General features: G+C 68.5%; 24 protein-coding genes and 2 pseudogenes. 17 read left to right on the forward strand and 9 right to left on the reverse strand.

The annotated features are described in order from the left end of the window. Positions 1 to 155 precede the first annotated feature (155 nt). The 5 genes from BST11_RS02830 to purD are packed head-to-tail and all read left to right on the forward strand — an operon-like array spanning position 156 to position 4,976. Entirely contained in the window at positions 156 to 1,634 is a 1,479-nt protein-coding gene (locus BST11_RS02830) for an aldehyde dehydrogenase (protein WP_083136504.1), read from the forward strand. 7 nt (positions 1,635 to 1,641) lie between these two features. Next, a complete protein-coding gene (locus tag BST11_RS02835) occupies positions 1,642 to 2,391 on the forward strand; it encodes an SDR family oxidoreductase (RefSeq protein WP_083136505.1) in 750 nt (249 codons plus the stop codon). Then, on the forward strand, positions 2,388 to 3,248 hold the full coding sequence (locus BST11_RS02840) for an NAD(P)-dependent oxidoreductase (protein ID WP_083136506.1): 861 nt from the start codon (positions 2,388 to 2,390) through the stop codon (positions 3,246 to 3,248). Before BST11_RS02835 ends, BST11_RS02840 begins: the two co-directional genes overlap by 4 nt. Beyond that, positions 3,249 to 3,686 carry a carboxymuconolactone decarboxylase family protein gene (locus tag BST11_RS02845; protein WP_083136507.1) on the forward strand — a complete coding sequence of 146 codons (438 nt, stop codon included), beginning with the start codon at positions 3,249 to 3,251 and terminating at the stop codon, positions 3,684 to 3,686. Positions 3,687 to 3,707: 21 nt separating this feature from the next. After that, on the forward strand, positions 3,708 to 4,976 hold the full coding sequence (gene purD / locus BST11_RS02850) for a phosphoribosylamine--glycine ligase (RefSeq protein ID WP_083136508.1): 1,269 nt from the start codon (positions 3,708 to 3,710) through the stop codon (positions 4,974 to 4,976). 6 nt (positions 4,977 to 4,982) lie between these two features. On the opposite strand, the gene BST11_RS02855 is transcribed toward purD, so the two are convergent. Beyond that, entirely contained in the window at positions 4,983 to 6,566 is a 1,584-nt protein-coding gene (locus tag BST11_RS02855; protein WP_083136509.1) for a gamma-glutamyltransferase family protein, read from the reverse strand. A gap of 23 nt (positions 6,567 to 6,589) precedes the next feature. Next, a complete protein-coding gene (locus tag BST11_RS02860; RefSeq protein ID WP_083136510.1) occupies positions 6,590 to 7,483 on the reverse strand; it encodes an alpha/beta hydrolase-fold protein in 894 nt (297 codons plus the stop codon). Positions 7,484 to 7,544: 61 nt separating this feature from the next. Between BST11_RS02860 and BST11_RS02865 the strand changes: the two genes are divergently transcribed. After that, positions 7,545 to 8,162, forward strand: coding sequence for a TetR/AcrR family transcriptional regulator (locus tag BST11_RS02865; protein ID WP_372509603.1), 618 nt, complete (start codon positions 7,545 to 7,547; stop codon positions 8,160 to 8,162). A gap of 90 nt (positions 8,163 to 8,252) precedes the next feature. On the opposite strand, the gene BST11_RS02870 is transcribed toward BST11_RS02865, so the two are convergent. Further along, positions 8,253 to 8,981, reverse strand: coding sequence for a DUF429 domain-containing protein (locus tag BST11_RS02870; protein ID WP_083136512.1), 729 nt, complete (start codon positions 8,979 to 8,981; stop codon positions 8,253 to 8,255). A gap of 49 nt (positions 8,982 to 9,030) precedes the next feature. Here BST11_RS02870 and purB point away from each other — a divergent pair, with 49 nt between their 5' ends. The 5 genes from purB to BST11_RS02895 are packed head-to-tail and all read left to right on the forward strand — an operon-like array spanning position 9,031 to position 13,684. After that, the gene (gene purB, locus BST11_RS02875; protein ID WP_083136513.1) at positions 9,031 to 10,449 is read left to right on the forward strand and encodes an adenylosuccinate lyase; all 1,419 of its coding nucleotides are present in this window, start codon (positions 9,031 to 9,033) and stop codon (positions 10,447 to 10,449) included. After that, positions 10,446 to 11,717 carry a cytochrome P450 gene (locus BST11_RS02880; RefSeq protein ID WP_083136514.1) on the forward strand — a complete coding sequence of 424 codons (1,272 nt, stop codon included), beginning with the start codon at positions 10,446 to 10,448 and terminating at the stop codon, positions 11,715 to 11,717. The genes purB and BST11_RS02880 overlap by 4 nt, the downstream gene beginning before the upstream one ends. Beyond that, positions 11,714 to 12,679 (forward strand): tellurite resistance/C4-dicarboxylate transporter family protein, encoded by a 966-nt coding sequence (locus BST11_RS02885; RefSeq protein ID WP_083136515.1) that lies wholly within the window; start codon positions 11,714 to 11,716, stop codon positions 12,677 to 12,679. The genes BST11_RS02880 and BST11_RS02885 overlap by 4 nt, the downstream gene beginning before the upstream one ends. A gap of 49 nt (positions 12,680 to 12,728) precedes the next feature. Beyond that, positions 12,729 to 13,415, forward strand: coding sequence for an alpha/beta hydrolase (locus BST11_RS02890; RefSeq protein WP_158086763.1), 687 nt, complete (start codon positions 12,729 to 12,731; stop codon positions 13,413 to 13,415). A gap of 41 nt (positions 13,416 to 13,456) precedes the next feature. Next, the gene (locus BST11_RS02895) at positions 13,457 to 13,684 is read left to right on the forward strand and encodes a hypothetical protein (RefSeq protein ID WP_083136517.1); all 228 of its coding nucleotides are present in this window, start codon (positions 13,457 to 13,459) and stop codon (positions 13,682 to 13,684) included. A 23-nt stretch (positions 13,685 to 13,707) separates the two neighbouring features. Here BST11_RS02895 and BST11_RS02900 read toward each other — a convergent pair whose 3' ends face one another. Then, positions 13,708 to 14,337: a hypothetical protein gene (locus tag BST11_RS02900; protein WP_083136518.1), complete on the reverse strand. Its 630-nt coding sequence runs from the start codon at positions 14,335 to 14,337 to the stop codon at positions 13,708 to 13,710. A 63-nt stretch (positions 14,338 to 14,400) separates the two neighbouring features. On the opposite strand from BST11_RS02900, the gene BST11_RS02905 reads away from it, so the two are divergent. Then, entirely contained in the window at positions 14,401 to 15,294 is an 894-nt protein-coding gene (locus BST11_RS02905; RefSeq protein ID WP_083136519.1) for a phosphoribosylaminoimidazolesuccinocarboxamide synthase, read from the forward strand. Then, a complete protein-coding gene (locus BST11_RS02910; RefSeq protein WP_083136520.1) occupies positions 15,291 to 17,462 on the forward strand; it encodes a S9 family peptidase in 2,172 nt (723 codons plus the stop codon). The genes BST11_RS02905 and BST11_RS02910 overlap by 4 nt, the downstream gene beginning before the upstream one ends. Here BST11_RS02910 and BST11_RS02915 read toward each other — a convergent pair. Further along, the gene (locus BST11_RS02915) at positions 17,391 to 17,837 is read right to left on the reverse strand and encodes a DoxX family protein (protein WP_083136521.1); all 447 of its coding nucleotides are present in this window, start codon (positions 17,835 to 17,837) and stop codon (positions 17,391 to 17,393) included. The two genes, BST11_RS02910 and BST11_RS02915, sit on opposite strands and share 72 nt — an antisense overlap. A gap of 93 nt (positions 17,838 to 17,930) precedes the next feature. Here BST11_RS02915 and BST11_RS02920 point away from each other — a divergent pair, with 93 nt between their 5' ends. Continuing rightward, a complete protein-coding gene (locus BST11_RS02920) occupies positions 17,931 to 18,491 on the forward strand; it encodes a TetR/AcrR family transcriptional regulator (protein ID WP_083136522.1) in 561 nt (186 codons plus the stop codon). A gap of 5 nt (positions 18,492 to 18,496) precedes the next feature. Here BST11_RS02920 and BST11_RS02925 read toward each other — a convergent pair whose 3' ends face one another. From BST11_RS02925 to BST11_RS02935, 3 genes and pseudogenes are all read right to left on the reverse strand, one after another. Continuing rightward, the gene (locus BST11_RS02925; RefSeq protein WP_211284615.1) at positions 18,497 to 20,110 is read right to left on the reverse strand and encodes a DHA2 family efflux MFS transporter permease subunit; all 1,614 of its coding nucleotides are present in this window, start codon (positions 20,108 to 20,110) and stop codon (positions 18,497 to 18,499) included. Beyond that, positions 20,088 to 21,404 (reverse strand): RNA-guided endonuclease InsQ/TnpB family protein, encoded by a 1,317-nt coding sequence (locus tag BST11_RS02930; protein ID WP_244897474.1) that lies wholly within the window; start codon positions 21,402 to 21,404, stop codon positions 20,088 to 20,090. The genes BST11_RS02925 and BST11_RS02930 overlap by 23 nt, the downstream gene beginning before the upstream one ends. A 36-nt stretch (positions 21,405 to 21,440) precedes the next feature. Beyond that, positions 21,441 to 21,797 (reverse strand): annotated as a pseudogene (locus BST11_RS02935) (IS200/IS605 family transposase). 247 nt (positions 21,798 to 22,044) lie between these two features. Here BST11_RS02935 and BST11_RS02940 point away from each other — a divergent pair. Together BST11_RS02940 and BST11_RS02945 are read left to right on the forward strand one after the other, a co-directional pair. Further along, entirely contained in the window at positions 22,045 to 22,749 is a 705-nt protein-coding gene (locus tag BST11_RS02940) for a DUF2334 domain-containing protein (RefSeq protein WP_083136523.1), read from the forward strand. 44 nt (positions 22,750 to 22,793) lie between these two features. Beyond that, positions 22,794 to 24,470, forward strand: coding sequence for an FAD-binding dehydrogenase (locus BST11_RS02945; protein WP_083136524.1), 1,677 nt, complete (start codon positions 22,794 to 22,796; stop codon positions 24,468 to 24,470). Between the two features lie 5 nt (positions 24,471 to 24,475). On the opposite strand, the gene BST11_RS02950 is transcribed toward BST11_RS02945, so the two are convergent. Beyond that, positions 24,476 to 25,114, reverse strand: coding sequence for an MBL fold metallo-hydrolase (locus BST11_RS02950; protein ID WP_083136525.1), 639 nt, complete (start codon positions 25,112 to 25,114; stop codon positions 24,476 to 24,478). Between BST11_RS02950 and BST11_RS02955 the strand changes: the two are divergent. Continuing rightward, a pseudogene (locus BST11_RS02955) lies at positions 25,091 to 25,821 on the forward strand (ATPase). The gene BST11_RS02950 and the pseudogene BST11_RS02955 overlap by 24 nt on opposite strands. Positions 25,822 to 25,831 lie beyond the last annotated feature (10 nt).

The following is a 25,831-nucleotide window of genomic DNA, read 5'->3' on the forward strand; positions in this document are numbered from 1 at the left end:
GCAGGTTGATGAGGTTTAACGACCGCGCCGTCGGCCACCGGCGATATCGGCCCTTGCACCCGCCGCGAACGGACGGCTATGGTTCGAAGCGATAATATCGGACAACTGTCCATTTGGTTGGTTTTGTCTCAGTGAGCCCAAAGGCGGGAGCGAAGATGGCCCAAAGAACCCTGCTGGCCGACGGCGCGAGCGCCCTGTTCATCGACGGCAAGATGTCTTCTGGCAACGCCGGCACCTTTCCGACGATCAATCCGGCGACCGAGGAGGTGCTCGGGGTCGCCGCCGATGCCGACGCCGACGATATGAGCCGCGCCGTCGACGCCGCGCGGCGGGCGTTCGACGACACCGACTGGTCCCGCAACACCGAATTGCGGGTGCGGTGCGTGCGGCAGCTGCGGGACGCGATGCAGCAGCATCTCGAGGAGCTGCGCGAGATCACCATCGCCGAGGTTGGCGCGCCGCGGATGCTGACCGCGATCGCGCAGCTGGAGGTCCCGGTCAACGACCTGGCGTTCGCGGCCGACACGGCCGAGTCCTACGTGTGGAACTTTGATCTCGGCGAGGCGTCCCCCATGGGGATTCCCACCCGGCGCACCATCGCGCGCGAAGCCGTCGGGGTGGTCGGCGCCATCACGCCGTGGAACTTCCCGCATCAGATCAACCTCGCCAAGTTGGGCCCCGCGCTGGCCGCCGGGAACACGGTCGTGCTCAAGCCCGCGCCCGACACCCCGTGGTGTGCGGCGGTGCTCGGGGAGCTCATTGCCGAGCACACCGACTTCCCGCCCGGGGTGGTCAACATCGTCACCTCCAGCGACCACGCCGTCGGCGCCATGCTGGCCAAAGACCCTCGGGTGGACATGGTTTCGTTCACCGGCTCCACCGCCACCGGTCGCAGCGTGATGGCCGACGGTGCCGCCACGATCAAGAAGGTGTTCCTGGAGTTGGGCGGCAAGTCGGCGTTCATCGTCCTCGACGACGCCGACCTAGGCGGGGCCGTCGGGGTGGCGGGGTTCTCGGTGTGCATGCACGCCGGGCAGGGCTGCGCGATCACCACCCGGCTGGTGGTGCCGCGGGCCCGCTACGACGAGGCGGTCTCCATCGCGGCGGCCACCATGGGCGGCATCAAGCCCGGCGACCCCAATGACGCGGGAACCGTTTGCGGGCCCTTGATTTCGGCGCGCCAGCGCGACCGGGTGCAGGGCTACCTCGACTCGGCGGTGGCTGAGGGCGGCACGTTCGCCTGCGGCGGTGGCCGCCCCGCGGACCGCGAGGTCGGCTTCTTCATCGAGCCCACCGTGATCGCGGGCCTGGGCAACGACGCGCGCGTCGCCCGGGAGGAGATCTTCGGTCCGGTGCTCACGGTGATTCCCCACGACGGCGACGACGACGCCGTGCGCATCGCCAACGACTCGCCATACGGCCTGTCGGGCACCGTCTTTGGCGCCGACCCGCACCGGGCCGCCGCGGTCGCAGCCAGGATCCGGGCAGGCACCATCAACGTCAACGGCGGCGTCTGGTACTCGGCCGACGCGCCGTTCGGCGGCTACAAGCAGTCCGGGAACGGCCGGGAGATGGGCCTGGCCGGCTTCGAGGAATACCTCGAGGTCAAAACCATTGCTATGGCGGCGAATTAGGAGCGACATGCGGTTCGAAAACAAGGTGGCCATCGTCACCGGGTCCGGTGGCGGCATCGGACAGGCGTACGCCGAGGCGCTGGCCCGTGAGGGCGCGGCCGTCGTCGTGGCCGACATCAACGCCGAGGCGGCCGAGGACGTGGCCAAGCAGATCGCCGCGGACGGGGGCACGGCGCTGGCCGTTCCGGTCGACGTGTCCGACCCGGCGTCGGCGAAGGAGATGGCCGACCGCACGCTGGCCGAGTTCGGCGGCATCGACTACCTGGTCAACAACGCAGCGATCTTCGGGGGCATGAAGCTGGACTTTTTGCTCACCATAGACCCCGAGTACTACAAGAAGTTCATGAGCGTGAACCTCGACGGCGCGCTGTGGTGCACCCGCGCCGTGTACAAGAAAATGGCCAAGCGCGGCGGCGGGGCGATCGTCAACCAATCGTCCACCGCGGCGTGGCTCTACGCGAACTACTACGGCCTGGCCAAGGTGGGCATCAACGGTCTGACGCAACAGCTTTCGCGCGAGCTCGGCGGACAGAACATCCGGATCAACGCGATCGCGCCCGGCCCCATCGACACCGAGGCCAACCGGACCACCACCCCGCAGGAGATGGTCGCCGACATCGTCAAGGGTCTGCCCTTGTCGCGCATGGGAACCCCCGGGGACGTCGTCGGGATGTGCCTGTTCCTGTTGTCCGATGAGGCCAGGTGGATCACCGGGCAGATCTTCAACGTCGACGGCGGGCAGATAATACGGTCATGACAGATAACGTGAAGCTCGGATACATCGGCCTGGGCAACATGGGCGCCCCGATGGCCACGAAGATGACCGAATGGCCGGGCGGTGTCACGGTTTACGACATCCGGACCCAGGCGATGACGCCGCTGGCCGAAAAGGGCGCCGGCCTGGCCGACAGCGTGGCCGACATTGCCGCCGCCGCCGACATCGTCCACATCACCGTGCTCAACGACGCCCAGGTGCGCCAGGTCGTCGGCGAATTGGCGGCGCACGCCAAGCCCGGCACCGTCATCGCGATCCACTCGACCATCAGCGACACCACCGCGGTCGAGCTGGCGGCCGAACTCAAACCGCAGGGCATCCACATCGTGGACGCGCCCGTGAGCGGCGGGGCCGCCGCTGCGGCCAGGGGCGAGCTCGCCACCATGGTGGGCGCCGAGCGCGAGGTCTACGAGAAGATCAAACCGGCATTCAAACACTGGGCGTCGATGGTCATCCACGCCGGCCAGCCGGGCGCGGGGACGCGAATGAAGCTGGCCCGCAACATGTTGACGTTCACCTCCTACGCGGCGGCGTGCGAGGCCATGAAGCTGGCGGACGCCGCCGGGCTCGATCTGCAGGCGCTGGGCCGGGTGGTGCGCCACACCGATGCGCTCACCGGAGGTCCGGGCGCGATCATGGTGCGTGAGGACATGAAAGACCTTGAGCCGGAAAACTTCCTGTACGAGCCGTTCTTGCACACACGCGGGCTGGGGGAGAAGGATCTGAGCCTGGCGCTAGGTTTGGGCGACGCGTTATCGGTCGAGCTTCCGCTGGCCCGGCTGGCGTATGAGGGGCTGGCGGCCGGCCTCGGCGTGCCACACACAGGGAAAGAGACGTAAATGGACGAGCTGCGCCGCAAGGGCCTCGAGAAGATGAACGAGGTCTACGGCTGGGAGATGCCGAACGTCGAGGGCGATGCGTACTTCGACCTGACCGTCGATCACCTGTTCGGCAGCATCTGGACACGACCGGGACTGTCGATGCGTGACAAGCGCATCATGACGCTGACGGCCGTGACCGCGATCGGAAACCGGGACCTGGCCGAGATCCAGATCAACGCCGCGCTGCTCAACGGGGAGCTCAGCGAGACTGAACTGAAGGAGATGGCGGTCTTTTTGACCCACTATCTCGGCTTCCCCCTGGGTTCGGCGCTCAACGGCGCGGTGGACGCCGTCGTGGCGAAGCGCCGGAAGGCCGCGGCGAAGGGTGCCGGGGAGGACAAGAAGGCCAACGTGGACGCCGCCGTCAAGATGCACTCGGGGAATGCCTCCGACTGACGGCCGCTAAAGTGACGTCTCGTGCGCGTCCTGGTGATCGGTTCCGGTGCCCGTGAGCATGCGCTGCTGCTGGCGCTGCGCCGCGACCCGCAGGTCACCGGCCTGGCCGTGGCCCCGGGGAATGCCGGCACCGCCCGGCTCGCCGAGCAGCACGACGTCGACGTCGCCTCCGGCGAGGCCGTCGTCGCCCTGGCGCGCGAGGTCCGGGCCGACATGGTGGTCATCGGTCCCGAGGTGCCGCTGGTGCTCGGGGTGGCCGACGCGGTGCGCGCGGCCGGCATCGTCTGCTTCGGACCCAGCAAGGACGCCGCCCGCATCGAGGGTTCCAAGGCGTTCGCGAAGGAGATCATGGCCGCCGCGGGCGTGCGCACCGCGACGAGCGAAACCGTCGACAGCCCAGCGCGTTTGGACGCCGCCCTGGACCGGTTCGGACCCCCGGCCGGTGACCCGGCCTGGGTGGTCAAGGACGATCGCCTGGCCGCCGGCAAGGGCGTGGTGGTGACCCCTGACCGCGAGGCCGCGCGCGCACACGCCGCCGGGCTACTGGAGGCGGGACACCCGGTGCTGCTGGAGTCGTTCCTCGACGGCCCCGAGGTATCGCTGTTCTGCGTCGTCGACGGCCCCACCGTCGTGCCGCTGCTGCCGGCGCAGGACTTCAAGCGCGTCGGCGACGGCGATACCGGGCCCAACACCGGAGGAATGGGCGCCTACGCACCCCTGCCGTGGCTGCCCGAGGACGTGTACCGGGAGGTGGTCAGCGGGATCGTCGAACCCGTTGCGGCCGAACTGGTCCAGCGCGGCAGCCCGTTCAGTGGATTGCTCTACGTTGGCCTGGCGATCACCACCAAGGGGCCCGCGGTGGTCGAATTCAATTGCCGCTTCGGCGATCCCGAGACGCAGGCCGTGCTGGCCCTGCTGGAATCGCCACTCGGCCAGCTGCTCTACGCGGCGGGGTCGGGCAAGCTCGCCGAGTTCGGCGAGCTGCGCTGGCGTGACGGCGCCGCGGTGACGGTGGTGCTGGCGGCCGAAAGCTACCCCGGCCGCCCCCGGGTGGGAGACGTCGTCGCCGGCTCCGAGGCCGACGGCGTGCTGCACGCGGGGACGGCGCGGCGCGACGACGGCGCGATCGTCTCGTCGGGCGGCCGGGTGCTTTCGGTGGTGGGCACCGGGGCGGACATCGCATCCGCGCGCGTGGCGGCGTACGAAATCCTAAGCTCAATCAAGTTGCCGGGCAGCCACTTTCGCAGCGATATCGCCCTTGCGGCGGCCGAGGGCAAGGTCAGCGTCTAAAGCCCTTTAAAAACCCACGGCCTGGCCGTCGCGGCGCGGGTCGCTCACGGCCAGATACCCGTCGTCGAGACACCAGATCGCCTGGCAGCTGCCGAACTCGTTGTAGTCGTCGACCGCGATCAGCTCGTGCCCGCGCCGCCGCAGCTCATCCAGCGTCGCGGGCGGAAATCCCCTTTCGCAGCTGACCTGCAGGCCGTGCACCCACCGGAAGCGCGGCCCGTCACATGCCGCCTGCGGATTCTGCCCGTGGTCGGCGATGCGCACCAGCATCTGCACGTGACCCTGGGGTTGCATCATGCCGCCCATCACCCCGAAGCTCATCACCGGCGCGCCGTCCTTCGTCACGAACCCCGGAATGATCGTGTGGTACGGACGCTTGTTGGGCGCAACGCAATTGGGGTGCGCCTCGTCGCATATGAACTGGGTACCCCGGTTCTGCAGGGCGATCCCGGTGCCGGGCACCACCACACCGGAGCCGAATCCCATGTAGTTGGACTGGATCATCGACACCATCGCCCCGGCGGCGTCGGCTGCGGCCAGGTACACGGTGCCCCCACTCGGGGCGCCCGCGAACGCCGGCATGGCCCGTCGGCGGTCGATGAGCGCCGCCCGTTGCGCCAGATATTCCTTGTCCAGCAGCCGGTCCGGGCGCAGCGCCATGTGGTCGATATCGGCGACGTAGGCCAGGGCGTCGGCGAAGGCCAGTTTGACCGCCTCGATCTGCAGGTGCACGCTGTCGGCGGAATCGGCCGGCAGCGAGGACATGTCGAAGTGCTCCAGGATGCCGAGGGCGATGAGCGCAACGATGCCCTGGCCGTTCGGCGGTATCTCGTGGACCGTGTATCCGCGGTAGCGGGCATCGATCGTGCCGACCCAGTCGGCGCGGTGCGCCGCGAGGTCATCGGCGCGCATGGCCCCGCCGTTGGCCAAGGCGTGCGCCTCGAGCCGGGCGGCGAGCTCGCCGCGGTAGAACGCCTCGCCGTGGCTTGCGGCGATGAGCTCGAGCGAGGCGGCATGATCCGGAATCCTGAACAGCTCACCGGGTTTCGGTGCCCGGCCGTCGGGCATGAACGCCTGCGCGAAGCCGGGCTGGCCCCGGAACAGCGGCACCTGCGCGGCCCATTGCTCCGCGACCGTCGGCGAAACCAGAAAGCCGTTGCGGCCGTATGAGATCGCGGGTTCGAAAAGCCTCTCGAACGGGAGCCTGCCGAACATGGCGTGCAGCTGCACCCACGCCGACACCGCGCCGGGCACCGTCACCGAATCCCAGCCGAGCGCCGGAACGGCGTTGCCGCCGAAGTACTCTGGTGTCCACGCCGCGGGGGAGCGGCCCGATGCGTTGAGTCCGTGCAGTCGCCGGCCGTCCCACACGATCGCGAAGGCGTCAGAGCCGATGCCGTTGGACACCGGCTCGACCACGGTCAGGGCGATGGCGGTGGCGATCGCCGCGTCCGCCGCGCTGCCGCCCTCGGCGAGCATGCGCAGCCCGGCCTGGGCGGCGAGCGGCTGTGAGGTGCACACGACACTTGACGCCAGCACGGGCTTTCGCGGCCAAGCGTAGGGGAAACTCCAGCCGAACGGTGTGGTCACCTCCGCGAGCGTAACTCCCGCAATCAGGCGGTCAGCAGCGGCGCCATCCACGTCAGCTCGGCCGGCAGTTGCGAGCTCCAGAACCCGCCGTTGTGCCCGCCGGGCGAGAAACCGCCCGCAGGCGGGTTCGGCAGCTGGGCGATGAACTGCTTCGTGGCCCCGTAGAAAGGGTCGCTGTCACCGCAATCCACCCGGATCGGGATCGACGCCAGTGCCGGCATCCCGAACACCGAGTTCGCCGCGAAGTCGTCGGGCCCGTCGAACGCGCCCGGCGCGGCCGCCCCGGACGACAGCCACAACGCCGGGCTCACCGCGCAGATCGCCGCCGTGCGCGCCGGTCCCAGCCGGCCGCCCAGCAGCAGCGCGCCGTAGCCGCCCATCGACCAGCCCAGGAAAGCCACTCGCGAGGTGTCCAGGTCGTGGCCGCCCAGCATCGGGATCAGCTCATCGAGCACCATGGCGCCGGCATCCTCCCCGGAAGCCCTCTTGTGCCAATAGCTGCCGCCGCCGTCGACGGCGACCACCGCGAACGGCGGCAGCCCGGCGTCGACGGCCTGGGCAAGCCCCTGCTCGACACCGCCGGCCATCACGGTGGATGCGTCGCTGCCCTTACCGTGCAGCGCGATCACCGGCCGCAGCGCCTTGGTCTGCCCTGGTGGTCGGGCGATCGCCCAGTTGGTGCTGACCCCGCCGCGCGCCGCCGAAACGAAGGAGCCCGTCACCATGGTCGGCGCGGGCTGCGCCGGTGCGGCCGGCGCCGGGGGCGCGCTGGGTGCGGGCGCCGGCATGGGCGCGGCCTGAGAGGTTCGCGGCTGTAGCACGATGTCGAGGGCGTATGCCCCGGCGGCGCCCACGGCCGCGCTGGCACCCAGACCGAGCAGGGCGCGGCGACTCAACTCGGGCATGCGGGCCATCATGCCACGGCCGTTTGGCCAAAATGGCAATGCAGTACCACTTTTGCTGGCACCATGGCTACTCGTGACTGCAGCAGTGACTCCGAAGGGAGAACGCCGGCGGTATGCGCTCGTAAGCGCCGCCGCGGAGCTGCTTGCCGAGGGCGGGTTCGAAGCGGTGCGGCACCGGGCGGTCGCACGGCGGGCGGGCCTGCCGCTGGCATCGACCACCTACTACTTCTCATCCCTGGACGATTTGATCGCGCGTGCCGTCGAGCACATCGGCATGATCGAGATCGCGCAGCTGCGGTCGCGGGTCACCGCGTTGTCCCGACGCCGCCGCGGACCCGAGACCACCGCCGAGATGCTGGCCGACCTGTTGGTGGGAGACCTGTCCGATCCGGTGCTCACCGAACAGCTGATATCCCGATACGAGCGGCACATCGCCTGCACCCGGCTGCCTGCGCTGCGCGACACGATGCGCCGCAGCCTGCGCCAGCGCGCCGAGGCCGTTGGGGAGGCGCTCGAGCGATCGGGCCGATCCGTGCGGATCGAGTTGGTGTGCACGCTGATCTGCGCGGTCGACGGTTCGGTGGTCGCAGCCCTGGTCGAGGGCCGAGACCCCGCCGCGGCCGCGCTCAGCACGGTGGTCGACCTCGTCGACGTGCTCGCGCCCATCGACCCGCGGCCGGTGCAGATCTGAGTCTTCAGGGCTGGTGCATCACTTCCGCCGAGGCTGCAACCAGTGCGCCGCACGGCCCGAATTCGCGATCTGAGCGCAGGCTCGGTGCCCTCACCGCAGTGACGGCGTAACGATTGACCCGGTGGCGACGTCGCCGTAGATCGTCACGTCGGCCGGGCGGCGTTGGGCGTACAACGCGACATAGGCGCAGACGACGGCGTCGACGGGATCCTCGGCGCGGCGCAGGTCGCATTTGCGATGCGCGGTGGCCACCTGGTTGCGTAGCGCAACCCACTCGCGGTGTTCGGCGACGCACAGTGGAACGTCTGCGTGCGCGAGCTTTTCGACAACGTCCATCAGCAGCAAGAGCTCCGACCGCAGCCGATCGACGGTACGGCCGGGCTTGGCCTTGTATTTGAGCGTCCGCTCCAGCCGGAACAACGCGACGGTCGCGGCGTGCGGGTAGACCTCGATCGCGCGCCGGGCCGACGGCGCCCGCGGGTCCAGATCGAGACCCAGCGCCGCGGCCAGTCGCGCCGCGCGCGGGCCGTTCGCGAATTCGGGTTTGGCGGTGTTGACCGCGTGCGTCCCGGCCTCGAACCTGCGGAAGTCGCGGTTGAGCGCGGTCTCGGCGGGTCGCTGGCCCGTCGGGTTCGTCACCACCAGCGGCGCGTCGAAGGCGACCACACAATCGCCGTGCAGGTAAGGGCGCAACGCGGCCAGGATTTCGTCGTCGTCGCGGACCGCGCAGGTACTCACCAGGCGGCCGTCGTCATCGAGCACCGCGACGCCCGTCGGGCTGCGGGTGCCCCACGCGAGGTCCACACCGGCGAAGTACATCGCCACAGGCTAGTGCGGCAACCGTAAGCTGTGTCTTCGTGAGGACCAAGTGAGCATTCCGAACGTCCTGGCCAGCCGGTACGCCAGCGCGGAGATGGTCGCGATCTGGTCACCGGAGGCCAAGGTCGTCGCGGAGCGGCGGCTATGGCTGGCGGTGCTGCGGGCCCAGGCCGAGCTGGGGGTGAGCGTTTCCCCCGGCGCGATCGCCGACTACGAGCGGGTGCTCGACGATGTCGACCTGGCCTCGATCGCCAACCGCGAGCGGGCGCTGCGCCACGACGTCAAGGCCCGCATCGAGGAATTCAACGCGCTGGCCGGCCACGAGCACGTGCACAAGGGGATGACCAGCCGCGACGTCACCGAGAACGTGGAGCAGCTGCAGATCCGGCGGTCGCTGGAATTGGTGTTTTCCCACGGGGTCGCGGTGGTGGCGCGGCTCGGCGAGCGCGCGGTGGCCTACCGGGATCTGGTGATGGCCGGGCGCAGCCACAACGTCGCCGCGCAGGCCACCACGCTGGGCAAGCGGTTCGCCTCGGCGGCCCAGGAAACGATGATCGCGCTGACGCGGCTGCGGGAGCTGATCGACCGCTACCCCCTGCGCGGCATCAAGGGCCCGATGGGCACCGGGCAGGACATGCTAGACCTGCTCGACGGCGATGCGGCCAAGCTGGCCGAGCTCGAACGGCTCATCGCCGAATTCCTGGGCTTCTCAACCATTTTGAGCAGCGTCGGCCAGGTCTACCCGCGCTCGCTGGACCATGACGTGCTCTCCGCGCTGGTGCAACTCGGTGCCGGGCCGTCGTCGATGGCCCACACCGTCAGGCTGATGGCCGGGCACGAGCTCGTCACCGAGGGTTTCGCGCCAGGACAGGTCGGCTCGTCGGCGATGCCGCACAAGATGAACACCCGCAGTTGCGAACGGGTCAATGGGCTGCAGGTGGTGCTGCGCGGATACGCTTCCATGGCCGCCGAACTGGCGGGCGCGCAGTGGAACGAGGGCGACGTGTTCTGCTCCGTGGTTCGCCGAGTCGCGTTGCCGGACAGCTTCTTTGCCCTCGACGGACAACTCGAGACGTTCCTGACGGTGCTCGACGAGTTCGGCGCCTACCCGGCGGTGATCGGCCGGGAGCTGGATCGTTACCTGCCGTTTTTGGCCACCACCAAGGTGCTGATCGCGGCGGTGCGCGCCGGCATGGGCCGCGAGGCCGCGCACGAAGTGATCCGCGAGCACGCGGTCGCGACGGCGCTGGCCATGCGGGAGCGCGGCGCCGAGCCCGACCTGCTGGACCGCCTGGCCGGCGACGTGCGGCTGCCGCTGGACCGCGCGGCCCTGGATGCCGCGCTGGCCGACAAGGAGGCGTTCACCGGCGCCGCCGGCGACCAGGTGGACGAGGTGGCCGCTCAGGTCGACGCGCTGGTGAGCCGCTACCCGGAAGCCGCCAAATACGCCCCGGGGGCGATCCTGTGAGCTCGGTAGCCTCTCAAGCCGGCGCCCTGTCGGACATCGACTTCACCGATCTGGACAACTTCGCCAACGGATTCCCGCATGAGTTGTTCGCCGTTCACCGGCGGGAGGCGCCGGTGTACTGGCACGAGCCGACGTTCAACACTCCCGACGGCGAGGGCTTCTGGAGCGTCGCGACCTACGCGGAAACGCTTGCGGTGCTGAAGGACCCGGTCACTTTCTCCTCGGTCACCGGCGGCCAGCGGCCGTTCGGCGGCACGCTGCTGCAGGACCTGGCCATCGCGGGCCAGGTGCTCAACATGATGGACGACCCGCGGCACTCGCAGATTCGGCGGCTGGTCAGCTCCGGGCTGACGCCACGGATGATCGGCCTCGTCGAGGACGACCTGCGGGCCCGGGCCCGTCGGCTGCTGGACGCGGTGGTGCCGGGCGAACCGCTCGATTTCCTGGTGGAGATCGCCGCCGAACTGCCCATGCAGATGATCTGCATCCTGCTGGGAGTGCCGGAGTCCGAGCGGCATTGGCTGTTCGAGGCCATCGAGCCGCAATTCGACTTCGGCGGGTCGCGCAAGGCCACATTGTCGCAGCTCTCGCCGCGGTCCTCGGAGGCGGAGGCCGGGTCGCGGATGTACGAGTACGGCCAGCAGTTGATCGCGTCGAAACGGGCCGAGCCGACCGACGACATGCTGTCGGTCGTCGCCAACGCGATGCTCGATGACGCGGAGGCACCCGCCATGTCCGATCTCGAGCTGTACCTGTTCTTCAGCCTGCTGTTCAGCGCCGGCGCGGAGACCACGCGCAACGCGGTCGCCGGCGGGCTGCTGGCGCTCGCCGAGCATCCCGAGCAAATGCGCGCGCTGCGTACGGATTTCAGCAGGCTTCCGACCGCCGTCGAGGAGATGGTGCGATGGACGTCGCCGTCGCCGTCGAAGCGGCGCACCGCCACGCGCGACGTCAGGCTCGGCGGGCAGTCGATCCGTGCCGGGCAGAAGGTCCAGATCTGGGAGGGCTCGGCCAACCGGGACGCCACCGTGTTCGACCGCGCCGACGAGTTCGACATCGACCGGAAACCAAACCCGCACTTGGGTTTCGGGCAGGGCGTGCACTATTGCCTGGGGGCTAACCTGGCGCGGCTGGAACTGCGGGTGCTGTTCGAGGAACTGCTGACGCGCTTTTCGGCCGTCCGGGTCACCCGGCCGGTCGAATGGACCCGCAGCAATCGGCATACCGGCATCCGGCACCTGATCGTGGAGCTGGCCGGGGAACAGTGACGATCCGGCTCGCCGCCGCCGAGCCGTCACCCGATGTGTTCGCCGCGGTGATGGCGACCGGAATTCTGTCGATCGGCGCGCGCGATCACGGATACCGCTGGATCAGCGACACATTGGGCATGCTGGCCACCGTCGCGCTGCTGGTCCTCATCGCGTTGGTCGTCGTCACCCGCGCACTTTCCTCGTGGAATTTGCGCGACCCCGATATCGTCCTGCGGCTGTTCACCTTTGTCGCCGCGTGCGCCGTGCTGGACAGCCGGCTGGCGTCGCACCGAATCGTCCTGCGAGTCCTCGGCGCGGTCACGCTGACGGCCTGGCTGGCGTTGGTCGCCCCGACTGTCCGCGCCATGTCAGCCCGCCCGTGGGCGGCGCTGCGGGACCGCGCGCACGGCGCGTGGGAACTGGCCAGCGTGGGCACCTCGGGGCTGGCGATCGTCGCGGCCACCGTCGCCCGGCACGACCGCTGGTGGCTGTGGGTGGCCGTGCCGGTGTGGGTCGTCGCGCTGTGCGCGTACTTGTTGATGACGTGGCTGATCCTGTGGCGCGCGGCCGTCGAGCGGTTGGATCGTGACGGTTTCGGGCCCGACAGCTGGATCCTCATGGGCGGGTTGGTGATTGCGACGTTGGCCGGCGACAGCATCCACGCTGTGGCCCCCGTGTGGCCTGTCCAGGTGGTGACGGTCGTGACCTGGGTGGCAGCCACCCTATGGATACCGCCGCTGATCTACTTCGGGCTGAACCGCATCCGCCAGGGCCCCGACCTGCTGCAGTTTGCCGGTATGTGGTGGGCGATGGTGTTCCCGCTGGGCATGTACTCCGCCGCCAGCTACGCGATGGCCGGCGAAATCCATCAGCGCTCGCTGCTCACGGTTTCGCTGGTCGTCTTCTGGGACGCGTTCGCGGCGTGGCTGATTGTCGTTGTCGCCGGGCTGCTGCGGTTGTGGTGTCGGCTGGCACGTTGATGATGTAGCAAACCTAGCGCAGGACCGCGCGAATATGCATAATCTGCCGGTGACCAAAACACCGCGTGTTCGCTCGTTCGCCGTTGCGCTGATCTGTGCCCTGCCGATGCTGTCGATTCCGGTCGCCGTGGCCGACCCACCGCAGGGCGCGCACATCACCGACATCCAGGACGTCAACGACCGTTGGGACAAGGTGTCCGTCTGTTCGCCGTCGATGAACACCGTGATCGTCAACGATGTGTTCAAGGCCCCCAACGCGGGCGCGCCCGTCTTCTACCTGCTGCCCGGCATCGACGGCAGCGAGGACAGGGGTTGGTTCGGGATGACCGACGTCCAGGGATTTTTCGCCAACAAGAACGTCAACGTCGTCGCCCCGCTCGGCGGTCCGTTCAGCTGGTGGACCGACTGGGTCAACGACGGCAGCAAGCAGTACCAGACGTACATGACCAGGGAACTACCTCCGGTGATCAATGCGCAGTACCACGCCAACGGCAGGAACGCGGTCGGCGGGCTGTCGAGCACGGGCGGCACCGCGATCGATTACGCCGTTCAGGCGCCGGGAGTCTTCCGGGCCGTCGCTTCCTACAGCGGCTTTCCCTCCGTTTCGGAGCCCGACGAGGCCCAACAGGTCGCGTTGACCCTGGGCGGCGGCGGCCAAAGCGCCGAGGCCATGTGGGGCCGCTGGGCGGACCCGTCTGGGTGTCCCACGATCCGGCGAAGAACGCCGGAAAGTTGAGGGGCGTAGGGGTTTACGCCGCCGCGTCCGGTAGTGGCGGCGTGGGCGACGTCGACCGGCTGCCCGCGGGCTTCGGGCCGAACGTCGCCGGCGGGATGATCGAGCGGATAGTCGCCGACAGCACCAAACGGTTCGCCGATGCCGCGCATGCCGCCGGGGTGCCGGTCACCTACGTCGTTCGTCCCGACGGCTCGCACACCTGGGGCCTCTTCGAGTCGGAGATGCAGGAGTCCTGGAACACCACCGTCGCGCCGTCGCTCGGCGCATAGCCGCCCGCCGCGGGCGCGCCTCGTCAGCCCCCGCGCATGGCGATGCCGGCCGCCCGTAGTTCGAGCGCGGCCAGCGCCCGGATCGTCACGGGATCCTCGCGGCGCCACCCGCCCACTGGATCCGCGCTGATCGCGACGAGTTTGCGCGGCTGCCGATTGGTCAGCGCCCGCAGGGCCAGCAGCTGTTCGCCGGCCGGGGTGGCGGCCAGCCCGGTGACGGTCCACTTGCGCCGGAAGAACCGCAGCCGCAACAGCAGCCACGGCACCACGACGATGAGGAGCGGCACTGCGACCACGGCCAGCGAGAGCAGGACCGCGAGCCAGCTCGCCGTGGTGTCGAGGCTGTGGCCCGCCGCCGCGATGTCGAGGGCGGCCTCGCTCGCCGAGGTGAGCGGCTGGCTGACCGCGTCGCCGACCACCGGAATGTGCTGGGCGCCATGGCCCGCCGAGGCCAGGTTGCCGGCGATCCCGTTCGCGCCGGTCTCGACCTGCGCGCCGGCCTCGGCGATGGTCGAGACGGCGTCGTACACGGCAGTCCCGACGAGCAGCCACAGCGCCGTCCACAGGAAGATGGCGAAATCGCTGAAGAGTTGGGCCGCCAGCCGGCCGGGTGTGGTGGCGTAGGGCAGGATTCGCGATGGTAGCGACGTCATAGCCCCATACCAGCACAGCTCCCGGCCCCGCGTCGCCGCCGCGCCGCCCGATAGGCTGACCCGATGCGCCCGGCACTGTCCGACTACGAACATCTGGCCAGCGGCAAGGTCCGTGAGATTTACCGCGTCGACGACGAGCACCTGTTGCTGGTGGCGACCGACCGGATCTCCGCCTACGACTACGTCCTGGACAGCACGATCCCGGACAAGGGCCGCATCCTGACCGCGATGAGCGTGTTCTTCTTCGGCCTTGTGAACGCCCCGAACCACCTCGCCGGGCCGCCGGACGACCCGCGGATTCCCGCCGAGGTGCTCGGCCGCGCGCTGGTCGTGCGGCGGCTGGAGATGCTGCCGGTGGAATGCGTGGCCCGCGGCTACCTGACCGGCTCGGGTCTGCTGGACTACGAAGCGACCGGCACGGTCTGCGGCATCGCCCTGCCGCCGGGCCTGGGCGAAGCCAGCAAGTTCGCCACCCCGCTGTTCACCCCGGCGACGAAGGCGGCGCTGGGGGACCACGACGAGAACATCTCGTTCGCCCGGGTGATCGAGATGGTGGGTGGCGTGCGCGCCAACGAACTGCGCGACCGCACGCTGGAAATCTATGTCCAGGCCGCCGATCACGCCCTGACGCGGGGAATCATCATCGCCGACACCAAGTTTGAATTCGGCACCGACCGCGACGGCGACCTGCTGCTGGCCGACGAAATCTTCACGCCGGATTCGTCGCGATACTGGCCGGCCGCGGACTACCGCGCCGGTGTGGTACAGACCAGTTTCGACAAGCAGTTTGTCCGCAATTGGTTGACCAGTCCCGAGTCCGGCTGGGACCGCCATGGGTCACAACCCCCGCCAGCGCTTCCCGACGACATCATCGACGCCACCCGCAACCGCTATATCGATGCATACGAACGCATCTCGGGTTTGCGTTTCGACGACTGGATCGGGCCGGGCGCATGACGGACGCTTCGATCGACGCCGCGGCGCCGCCGGTGCCACCCACGGCGAAGCGGGTGGAGACCCGGCGCGAATTCCACGGTGACGTCTTCATCGACCCGTACGAATGGTTGCGCGACAAGGCCGATCCCGAGGTGATCGGCTACCTGGAGGCCGAAAACGAATACGTCGACCGGATGACGGCCCACCTGGAATCGTTGCGGCAGCAGATCTTCGACGAGATCAAGTCGCGTACCAAGGAGACCGATCTTTCGGTGCCGACCCGGCAGGGCGACTGGTGGTACTACGCGCGCACCTTCGAGGGCAAGCAGTACCGCGTGCAGTGCCGTTGCCCCGTCGCCGATCCCGACGACTGGGATCCGCCCGTCCTCGACGAGAACACCGAAATCCCGGGCGAGCAAATCTTGCTCGACTCCAACGCGGAGGCCGAAGGCCACGAATTCTTCGCGCTTGGCACAGCGATGGTGAGCCTGGACGGCAACCTGCTGGCCTATTCCGTCGACACCGTCGGCGACGAGCGCTATACCCTGCGGTTCAGAAACTTACGCACCGGTGAGCAGTACCCCGACGAAATCGCCGACATCGCGGCGGGGGCGACCTGGGCGGCCGACAACCGCACCGTGTACTACCTGACCTTGGATGCGGCCCACCGGCCCGACAGGGTCTGGCGCTACCGGCTCGGCTCCGACGAGCCGTCGGAGCTGGTGTATCACGAAGCCGACGAACGATTTTGGCTGGGCGTGGGGCTGACCCGCAGCGAAAAGTACGTGTTCATTGCCGCGGGTTCGTCCATCACCACCGAGATGCGCTACGCGGACTCCGCCGACCCAGGGGCGCCGTTCACCGTGGTGCTACCGCGGCGCGAGGGCGTCGAGTACTCGGTCGAGCACGCGGTCGTCGGAGGGCAGGACCGATTCCTGATCCTGCACAACGACGGCGCGGTGAACTTCACGCTCACCGAGGCCCCCGTCAGCGACCCGACACAACAGCGCACTCTGATCGCGCACCGTGACGACGTCCGCCTCGACGGCGTGGATGCCTTCGCCGGTCATCTGGTGGTCAGCTACCGGCGCGCGGCGTTGCCGCGAATCCAGTTGTGGCCCATCGCTTCCGCCGGCGGCTACGGTGAACCCGAGGAGCTCTCGTTCGACTCCGAGCTGATGTCGTCCGGGCTGGGGGGAAACCCGAACTGGGATTCACCCAAGCTGCGGATCAGGGCGGGTTCGTTGATCACCCCGACGCAAATCTACGACGTCGACTTTGCCACCGGTGAGCGGACCTTGCTGCGCGAGCAGCCCGTCCTGGGTGGCTACCGGCCCGCCGACTACGTCGAACGGCGCGACTGGGCGCTGGCGGACGACGGCACCCGCATCCCGGTGTCGATCGTGCACCGCGCCGGTATCCAGTTTCCGGCGCCGGCGCTGCTCTACGGGTACGGCGCCTACGAAATCTGCACCGACCCAAGCTTTTCCATCGCCCGACTGTCGCTGCTGGACCGCGGCATGGTCTTCGCCATCGCCCACGTCCGCGGCGGCGGCGAGATGGGCCGCCCGTGGTACGAGCACGGCAAGCTGCTCGAGAAGAAGAACACCTTCACCGACTTCGTTGCCACGGCAAAGCATTTGGTGAACTCCGGCGTCACCCGACCGCAGCAGCTGGTCGCCCTCGGTGGCAGCGCGGGGGGCCTGTTGGTGGGCGCGGCGGTGAATCTGGCACCGGAACTGTTCGCCGGCGTCCTCGCGCAGGTCCCGTTCGTCGACCCGCTGACCACCATCCTCGACCCCTCCCTCCCGCTGACCGTCACCGAATGGGACGAGTGGGGAAACCCGTTGAGCGACAGCGATATCTACGCCTACATGAAGTCGTATTCCCCGTACGAGAACGTCGAGGCCAAGCGGTACCCGGCCATCCTGGCCATGACGTCGCTGAACGACACCCGGGTCTACTACGTGGAACCGGCCAAGTGGGTCGCGGCGCTGCGGCACGCCAATACCGACGGCAATCCGGTCCTGTTGAAGACCCAGATGAATGCGGGCCACGGCGGCGTCAGCGGCCGCTACAAGGCCTGGCAGGAAACCGCTTTCCAATACGCGTGGCTGCTAGCCGCAGCCGACCGCGACCGCTACGGCGGCGGCCAGGAAGACGACCTCGATGGCCGTCCGCACCGGTAGGCGCGTCGTCATCGACTTGGGCGGGTCGGGCATCCGGGCGGCATAGACGTTGGCCGGGAACATGGCCAGCATCAGCAGCAGGAGGCAGACGGCGGCCGCCACGCGGGTCGCGGGAATCAACAGGCCCACCGCACCGAGCAGCTCGAGCAGGCCGGTGATCGTGACCAGATAGCCGGGGGCGGGCAAACGGGGCGGCACGATGGCGATCAGGTCGCGGCGCAGGGCGGGAGCGAAGTGCGCCAGCCCGGTCACCAGGAACATCGCCGCCAGTCCGACCGCGATCGCCGCAGTCCAGCTGTTGACGTAGCCGACCCCGAGCCAGCCGATGCTCCGAGCGGCGAGGGTGCCCACCAGCAGCGTGATCAACGGAGCCATCTCACCTATCCCATCTAGACACTGACAAGTTATTCGCCACCCAAAGTAGGCCGTCATCTAGTCAGTGTCAAGTTCCGTCGGTATGCTGGCGTCGTGAGGCGCAGTTACCACCACGGCGACCTGCGTTCGGTCATCCTCGCCGAGGCCGCGCGGCTGGTCGCCGAGCGCGGCGCGGACGGGGTCTCGTTGCGCGAGTTGGCCCGCGGTGCGGGCGTGTCGCACGCCGCGCCCGCCCACCATTTCACCGATCGGCGCGGGCTGTTCACCGCGCTGGCGACCCAGGGTTTCCGGCTGCTGGCCGAGGCGCTGACGGGCGCCCGCGGCCACTTTGCCGACGCGGCGCTGGCGTACGTGCGGTTCGCCCTGGAGCATCCCGGCCACTATCAGGTCATGTTCGACAAGTCGCTGCTGGACACGGCCGACGCCGAACTGGCCGCCGCCGAGGCCGCCGCCGGGGCCGAGCTTTCCCGCGGGGTCGCGACCCTGGCGGATCCCAACGCGCGGTCCGATCCCGCGGCCGCCCAGCTAGCGGCATGGTCACTGGTACACGGGTTTTCGATGCTGTGGCTCAACGACGCGGTCAACGCCGACGTGCGACGGCTGGATCCGATGGACACCGTGGCCCGGATCGCCACCATGCTGTTCGAGGGTTGATCGGGTTATTCGTGAGCCGTTTGACTGGCCGGCTGCTTCGGGAGAAATACCGCCGGAACCAACGTGAGCGCCACCAACGCGACCCCGATCACGAATACCGTTGTGTACGCGTGAGATAGGTCGTGCAGCAGGCCGCCCGAGAAACCGGGGGCGAGCGTGCGCGGGGGGACCGCGGACGGGTCGACCGGCACCCCGGTGGCGGCTGCCTTCTGTTGCAGCGTCGCGAGTTCGTTTGCCGCCGCGACGTTCTCGCTGCGGCTGAACTGATTGGTGAGGATCATCGACATCAGCGCGGTCCCCATCGAACCACCCACCTGGTGGCTGACGCTCATCAGCGTCGTGCCGCGCGCGATCTGGTGGACGGACAGCGCCTGCACCGACGCAACGGAGAGCGGCATCATGGTGCAGCCCATGCCGAGGCCCATGACCGCCAAACCGGTCAGCAGCGTCGGCAGGTACTGCGCCTGCTGGGCCACGCCGAAGGCGAAGGCGCCCAGGCCGGCGATGATCAGCGCGATGCCGACCAGCACGATCTTGCCGGGGCCCTGCCTGTCCACCAGCGGTCCGGTCAGCCGCATCGTCAGCATGGCGCCCAGGCCCTGGGGAATCATGTGCAGGCCCGCCTGCATCGGCGTCTGGTGCAGCACCTGCTGGAAGTAGCTCGGCAGCAGCAGGCCGGCGCCGAAAAAGGCGGTGGCGAACAGCAGCATCGTCACGTTGGCCTGGGTGATCACCTTGTTCTGGAACAGCCGCAGATCGATGAGGGGGTGGTCGATGTGGCGCCGCGCGTGCGCGACGAAAGCGGCGACCAACACCAGGCCGATGGCTGCCGGTATCAAGACGCGGCGATCGGCCACCGTCCCGCAGCGCGGCACGGACGACACCGCGAACAGGAACGTCGCCAGCCCGGGCGACAGCAGCAGTCCGCCGACGACGTCGAACGTTTCCGACCGCGCGGGGTGGTCCCGGGGAAACACGACCGCCGCCAAAATCAGCGTGATGAGCCCGATCGGCAGGTTGATCAGGAAGATCCATCTCCAGCTGGACGTGTCGATGAGCCAACCGCCCAGGATCGGCCCGCCGATCGGGGCGAGCAGCATGGGGATGCTCAGGATTGACATCAGACGGCCGAGCCGCCCGGGGCCCGCTTCGCGGGTCATGATCATGAATCCCAGCGGCATCAACATGCCACCGCCGATGCCCTGCACGAATCGAAACACGATGAGCTGCACGATCGTTGACGCCACAGCGCACAACAGCGAGCCCAGCGCGAAGGCCACCACCGATCCCATGAACAGCCGTTTGGTGCCGAACCGGTCGGCGGCCCAGCCCGTCAGCGGTATCACGGCGGCCAGCGCGAGCGTGTAGCCGGTCATCGTCCAACCGACGACCGCCTGGGTTGATCCGAATTGGCCGATGAAGGTGCGTTGCGCGACCGCGACGACGGTGACGTCCAGGATGGCCATCACGGCGGCCAGCACGCACACGCCGGAGATGCGCAGCAGCCCCGCATCGAGCTTGTCGGGATAGACATGGGCGCCCGGTTGCCCGGCGGGGGCGGCGGGCGGCGGGGTGTCGGCCGCTGTGGATCGGGCCTTATCCATGGCGTTGCTTAGCATTTGACGTCCTCCCCGTGGCTGAAGCCGGGGGATTCCAACCTGGTAGGCGGGTTGGGGCAGTAATTCCTCGCGGTTTCCTGCTGGTTCCTGCTTCGCTGTCGCGCCAGCACCTGCGGTGCTGCGCTTCTCGGCAGGCGGTGACCGCAAGCCCTGCGGCCAGTATGTTTTTGGCGGCGTTGACATCCGCGTGCTGGGCAGGTGCGAAACAGTGGGTGCACTTAAATACCGCTTGACTCTCGCGGGATTTGGGGTCCACATGTCCGCACGCCGAGCACCGTTGTGAGGTGAACGCTGCCGGAACTTTCACAATCTGTGTTCCGCTGTAGCGCGATGCCGACATCAATGCTGTCTCAAATCGAAACCAACCCTTCGACAATATTGCGTTGTTCAAACACGACTTGCTAGCGGCGCCATTTGCCAGGTACTGGCCCGGGTTTTCGGGGTCTTCGACGGGCCGCGCCCGCCGCGTCATATTTCTGATCTGCAGCGCTTCGAGCACAACCAGTTCATGGCCGACGGTCAGCCGGTGGGCGGTTTGGGCGCAGAAGTCCTGACGGCGGCGGCGTTCACGGGCCCGCAGGCCAGCCAGCTTGGTCCGGATCTTGTTGCGGTTGCGAGAGTATGTGGTGGTGCGCGCCAACTGGCGCTGCAGCGCCATCCTGCGCTGCTGCTCGCCAACCGTGACGAACCGGCGATTCAGTAGGTCACCTCTGCTGGCGGCGATTGCGACGACCACACCGCGGTCAACACCCACCGCCGTACCTGGCTGTGCGTGGCAGTCGGGACGCTGAATGCCGTCGTCGACTAGCAGTGACACGAACCACTGATCGGCATCACGCGACACCGTTGCTGAGCGGATAGTCGCCCCGTTCAGTGATCGCGCGCACCGGAACTTAACCCAGCCCAGTTTGGGCAGCTTCACCCGCGCATGCCGCCGATTCAGCTGCTCGACGAGCATCTTGTTGCCCTCGGGAAACCGGAATGACGGGGCCCACCGCCGACTTGAGCGCCAGTGCACGCGAAACGTTCCGTGCTCGCGGCACGCGCGATCCAGATCCATCAGCGTCTGCTGCAGGCAGTGTCCCGGTACGTCTTCAAGCCACGGCTGCTCGTTCTTGGCTTGCGCGAGCTCGGCGGCCTGGCGCGCGTAGTTCATCCACGCTCCGCGGCGCCGGTATTCGCGGCGCTGCTCCAATCCGGTGTTCCACAACGCCCGACACGCGCCACCGATCCGCTGGGCGAACTCTGCCTGTTCGTCGGAGAACTCGACCCGGAACCGCCGGCCGGTCAACATCTCAACGGTCCTTTTGCGTTTCGACGTAGTGCTTTATCACCGACCACCACGCCCTGCCACGGTGGCCACAAAATACAAGTTCGTCCACAACGGCGGTAACCGCGATTCCAGCCACGGAAACTCCTCACTCAACACCCGCGACGACCGTCCCATGATGGCCTTGACCAGCGTGTGCACACCTCGAACCGCGGATCCACCTCCACGAGCAGGTGGCGCATGATCAGTCGTGGTCTCCAACCCGATCAACCCCTCTCGGTTACTACCTCGGTGATGAGTTCCTTAGCCGCGCCTCCATCCGCCGCCGATCACTTTGCGGCGATACTTCGGGCACCACACCAGGTGATATGCACACTGGAACGCGATACTCGCATTCCAGCGCAACGTAACATCCACAAGCGACAAAATGGGACAGCGCTTCTCTACTTACTGCGTTACAGATCGACAAGCCGAGCCGCTACCCGCCACCAGCACGAACTTCGCGCGCTTACCATTCGACCAATGCCGGGATTTTGCCACGCTACCTACGCCCGATCACCCGGTAGTTTGGCCCGGGCGATCGTCTGTGGGCCAGGGGCCGATATACGCCTGACGTCTGCGTGTCCTTCACCGTTCCGACACCTGGGATCGTCAAACTGCGGGTGTGTCTGGAAAATTGATCGTCTCGGTCTCGGGGATCGGCGCCCGCACCCGCGACGACGTAGCGGCCTTCTGCGCACAAATGGACGCCCGCGAGGTCCCGGTGTCGTTCCTGGTAGCTCCCCGGCTCAGGGGTGACTACCGGCTGGACCGCGACCCGAGCACGGTCGAGTGGCTGACCGGCCGTCGGGCCGGCGGGGACGCCATCGTGCTGCACGGCTACGACGACCCGGCCGCCAAGACGCGCCGCGGCGAATTCGCGATCCTGCGCGCCCATGAGGCCAACCTGCGGCTGATGGGCGCCGACCGCGTGCTCGAGCACCTCGGCCTGCGCACCCGGCTCTTCGCGGCACCGGGCTGGGTGGTTTCGCCGGGCGTCGTGAAGGCCCTGCCGCAGAACGGCTTTCGGCTCCTTGCCGACCTGCATGGGGTCACCGACCTAGTCCGCCACGTCACCGTGCGCTCCCGGGTGCTGGGTATCGGAGAGGGCTTCGTGACCGAGCCCTGGTGGTGCCGCATGGTCGTGCTGTCTGCGGAGCGGATCGCGCGCCGCGGCGGCCTGGTGCGGATTGCGGTGGCGGCGCACCAATTGCACAAGCCGGGCCCGCTGCAGGCCCTGCTGGACGCCGTCGACTTGGCCTTGATGCACGGATGCACCCCAACGGTCTACCGGTGGCGGTCCGATAGGGCGATCGTCGACGCCGCCTAGCGCCCCATCGGCCCCGCTCGCCGCGGGCACTACCCTGGTCGGACATGAGCGATTCTTCGGCCGCGGGGTTCGCCGCTGACGCCATCGTCGTCGGCGCCGGGCTGTCGGGGCTGGTGGCTGCCTGCGAACTGGTGGACCGCGGCCTGCGGGTGCTGATCCTCGACCAGGAGAACAGCGCCAATCTGGGGGGTCAGGCCTTCTGGTCGTTCGGCGGCCTGTTCTTCGTCGACAGCCCGGAGCAGCGTCGCCTGGGTATCCGCGACAGTCACGAATTGGCCCTGCAGGACTGGCTCGGCACCGCGGCCTTCGACCGGCCCGAGGACTACTGGCCGCGCCAATGGGCGCACGCCTACGTCGATTTCGCGGCCGGGGAGAAACGCGCCTGGCTGCGTGAGCGGGGACTCAAGATCTTTCCGTTGGTGGGCTGGGCCGAGCGCGGCGGCTACGGCGCACAGGGACATGGAAATTCGGTCCCGCGGTTTCACATCACGTGGGGCACCGGCCCGGCATTGGTAGAAATCTTCGCGCGCCGGCTGCGCGACCGCTCGACCGTGCGCTTCGCACACCGACACCAGGTGGACGAGTTGATCCTAGAGGGCGGCGCGGGGGACGCGGTGACCGGCGTCCGGGGCACGGTGCTGGAGCCGTCGGCCGCGCCGCGGGGAGTGGCGTCGCCGCGAAAGGCGGTGGGGCAATTCGAGTTTCGTGCGCCCGCGGTGCTGGTCACCAGTGGCGGCATCGGCGGCAATCATGACCTGGTGCGCAAGAACTGGCCGAAGCGCATGGGCCGCGTCCCCGAGCAACTGCTCAGCGGCGTGCCCGCACACGTCGACGGCAGGATGATCGCCATCTCCCAGCGCGCCGGCGCGCGCGTGATCAACCCCGACCGGATGTGGCACTACACGGAGGGCATCACCAACTACGACCCGGTCTGGCCGCTGCACGGCATCCGCATCATCCCGGGCCCGTCTTCGCTGTGGCTGGACGCGTCCGGCAAGCGGTTGCCGGTCCCGCTGTACCCCGGGTTCGATACCCTTGGCACGCTCGAGTACATCACCAAGTCCGGGTACGACTACACCTGGTTTGTGTTGAACGCCAAGATCATCGAGAAGGAGTTCGCGCTGTCGGGTCAGGAGCAGAACCCCGACCTGACCGGGCAGAGCGTGCGGGAACTGCTGCGCAACCGCGCCAGCTCCGGACCGCCCGCGCCGGTCCAGGCCTTCATCGACCGGGGCGTGGACTTCGTCAGCGCGGACTCGTTGCGCGAATTGGTGACCGCGATGAACAAGCTGCCCGACGTCCAGCCGCTGGACTACGCCACCGTCGAGGCCGAGGTCACCGCGCGCGATCGCGAGGTGGCCAACAAGTTCAGCAAGGACGGCCAGATCACCGCGATCCGGGCCGCCCGCAACTACCTGGGCGACCGGCTGGGCCGGGTGGTGGCGCCGCATCGGCTGACCGACCCGAAGGCCGGGCCGCTGATCGCGGTCAAGCTGCACATCCTGACCCGAAAGACGTTGGGCGGCATCGAGACTGACCTCGCCGGCCGGGTTCTCAAGGCCGACGGGACTCCGCTCACCGGGCTGTACGCCGCGGGTGAGGTCGCCGGGTTCGGCGGGGGCGGCGTCCACGGCTACCGGGCGCTCGAGGGCACGTTCCTGGGCGGCTGCATCTTCTCGGGTCGCGCGGCCGGCCGCGGCGCCGCCGACGACATTTCCTAGCGCGCCTAGAAGGCGACCGAGGTTTCCTCGGGGAGCACCTGGAAGTCGGTGCTGGTCATCTCGGTGAGTCGGCCGTAGTAGATGCCCCGCGCGTCGGGGGCGACGATGCCCTGGTGGATGGGCACCGCACGCTCGGGGGCCACGGCGCGCAGGTAGTCGACGGCCTCGGCGATGCTCATCCACGGGGCGGCCGCCGGGGTGGCCAACACGTCCACCGGCTCGTCGGGCACGAAGAGCGCGTCGCCGGGATGCATCAACCGCGCCGCGTGTCCTCCGTCGCCGACCAGGTACGAAATGTTCTCTATCACAGGGATTTCCGGGTGGATCACGGCGTGCCGGCCGCCCACGGCCCGGACCGTGAGCCCGCCGATCTGCAGCTCGTCGCCGACGTGCACCGCCCGGCACGGATCGCCGAGCTGGGCGGTGGTTTGCGGGTCCGCGTAGAGTGCCGCGTCCGGGTTGCCCTCGAGCAGCGACGGCAACCGCCCGACGTCGACGTGGTCGGGGTGCTGATGGGTGACGAGGATGGCGGTCAGGCCGGTGATCCCCTCGAAACCGTGGGCGAAGGAACCGGGATCAAAGAGGACACGCGTGTTGTCGAACTCGGCGAGTAAGCAGGAGTGGCCAAAATGCGTCAATTGCATGTCTACGATTGTGCCCTGAAGGGGTGATGCCGATGCGGGTGATCCTGGCGACGATGCTGGTTGTCGGCGGCTTCGCCGTGTCACTCATCGTCGTGGCGCCCGCACCCGCGGACCCCGAGACCTGCCCGCCCGTGTGCGACCAGATACCCGACGCCGCGTGGATGCGGCAGCGCGCGGTGCCGCTGGACTCGGTATACGGCTGGCCCGCGCTGGCGGGTTCGGCGGTCCCGCTGACGGGCACCCGGACGGCGAGGTTCCGGTTCGAGGACCTTTGCGCCACGCCGGCGGTGCCGCAGGACGCGCGCGACTCGGCGGTGGCGGCCCGCGCGACGATCACCCACCCCGACGGCCAGTGGCAGTTGCAGGCCCAGATCCTGCACTGGCGCGGGGACACGGCCCGCGGCGGCGCGATCGCGGCCTCGGTGTTCAGCACCGCCGTCGCCGCGCTGCGCGCCTGCCAACAGCAGGCCCCGGCGGAGTCGCCATCCCTCACCAGCGACGACGCCAACCGGATGGCCGCGGTGATCAGCGGCCCGGTGGTCGCGCACACGTACCTGGTGGCCCACGTCGCGAGCAGCACGATCAGCGAGCTCACGCTATGGTCGTCGGGGCCACCGCAGGTGTCCTGGCCGTCGATGGCGGACGACCCCGTGCTGAACTCCATGGCCGCCCCGCTGTGTGACGCCTACATCGCCTCGTGCCCGTGACCCGGAAGCG

This window comes from Mycobacterium alsense (assembly GCF_002086635.1).
Lineage (GTDB): Bacteria > Actinomycetota > Actinomycetes > Mycobacteriales > Mycobacteriaceae > Mycobacterium > Mycobacterium alsense.

Bases quoted from the DNA above. Each gene is read 5' to 3' on its own strand.
- BST11_RS02925 (WP_211284615.1), bottom strand. From the start codon at position 20,110: ATGCTAAGCAACGCCATGGATAAGGCCCGATCCACAGCGGCCGACACC.
- BST11_RS02835 (WP_083136505.1), top strand. From the start codon at position 1,642: ATGCGGTTCGAAAACAAGGTGGCCATCGTCACCGGGTCCGGTGGCGGC.
- BST11_RS02840 (WP_083136506.1), top strand. From the start codon at position 2,388: ATGACAGATAACGTGAAGCTCGGATACATCGGCCTGGGCAACATGGGC.
- BST11_RS02945 (WP_083136524.1), top strand. From the start codon at position 22,794: ATGAGCGATTCTTCGGCCGCGGGGTTCGCCGCTGACGCCATCGTCGTC.
- BST11_RS02845 (WP_083136507.1), top strand. From the start codon at position 3,249: ATGGACGAGCTGCGCCGCAAGGGCCTCGAGAAGATGAACGAGGTCTAC.
- BST11_RS02905 (WP_083136519.1), top strand. From the start codon at position 14,401: ATGCGCCCGGCACTGTCCGACTACGAACATCTGGCCAGCGGCAAGGTC.
- BST11_RS02900 (WP_083136518.1), bottom strand. From the start codon at position 14,337: ATGACGTCGCTACCATCGCGAATCCTGCCCTACGCCACCACACCCGGC.
- BST11_RS02830 (WP_083136504.1), top strand. From the start codon at position 156: ATGGCCCAAAGAACCCTGCTGGCCGACGGCGCGAGCGCCCTGTTCATC.
- BST11_RS02870 (WP_083136512.1), bottom strand. From the start codon at position 8,981: ATGTACTTCGCCGGTGTGGACCTCGCGTGGGGCACCCGCAGCCCGACG.
- BST11_RS02910 (WP_083136520.1), top strand. From the start codon at position 15,291: ATGACGGACGCTTCGATCGACGCCGCGGCGCCGCCGGTGCCACCCACG.
- BST11_RS02950 (WP_083136525.1), bottom strand. From the start codon at position 25,114: ATGCAATTGACGCATTTTGGCCACTCCTGCTTACTCGCCGAGTTCGAC.
- BST11_RS02860 (WP_083136510.1), bottom strand. From the start codon at position 7,483: ATGATGGCCCGCATGCCCGAGTTGAGTCGCCGCGCCCTGCTCGGTCTG.
- BST11_RS02915 (WP_083136521.1), bottom strand. From the start codon at position 17,837: ATGGCTCCGTTGATCACGCTGCTGGTGGGCACCCTCGCCGCTCGGAGC.
- BST11_RS02930 (WP_244897474.1), bottom strand. From the start codon at position 21,404: ATGTTGACCGGCCGGCGGTTCCGGGTCGAGTTCTCCGACGAACAGGCA.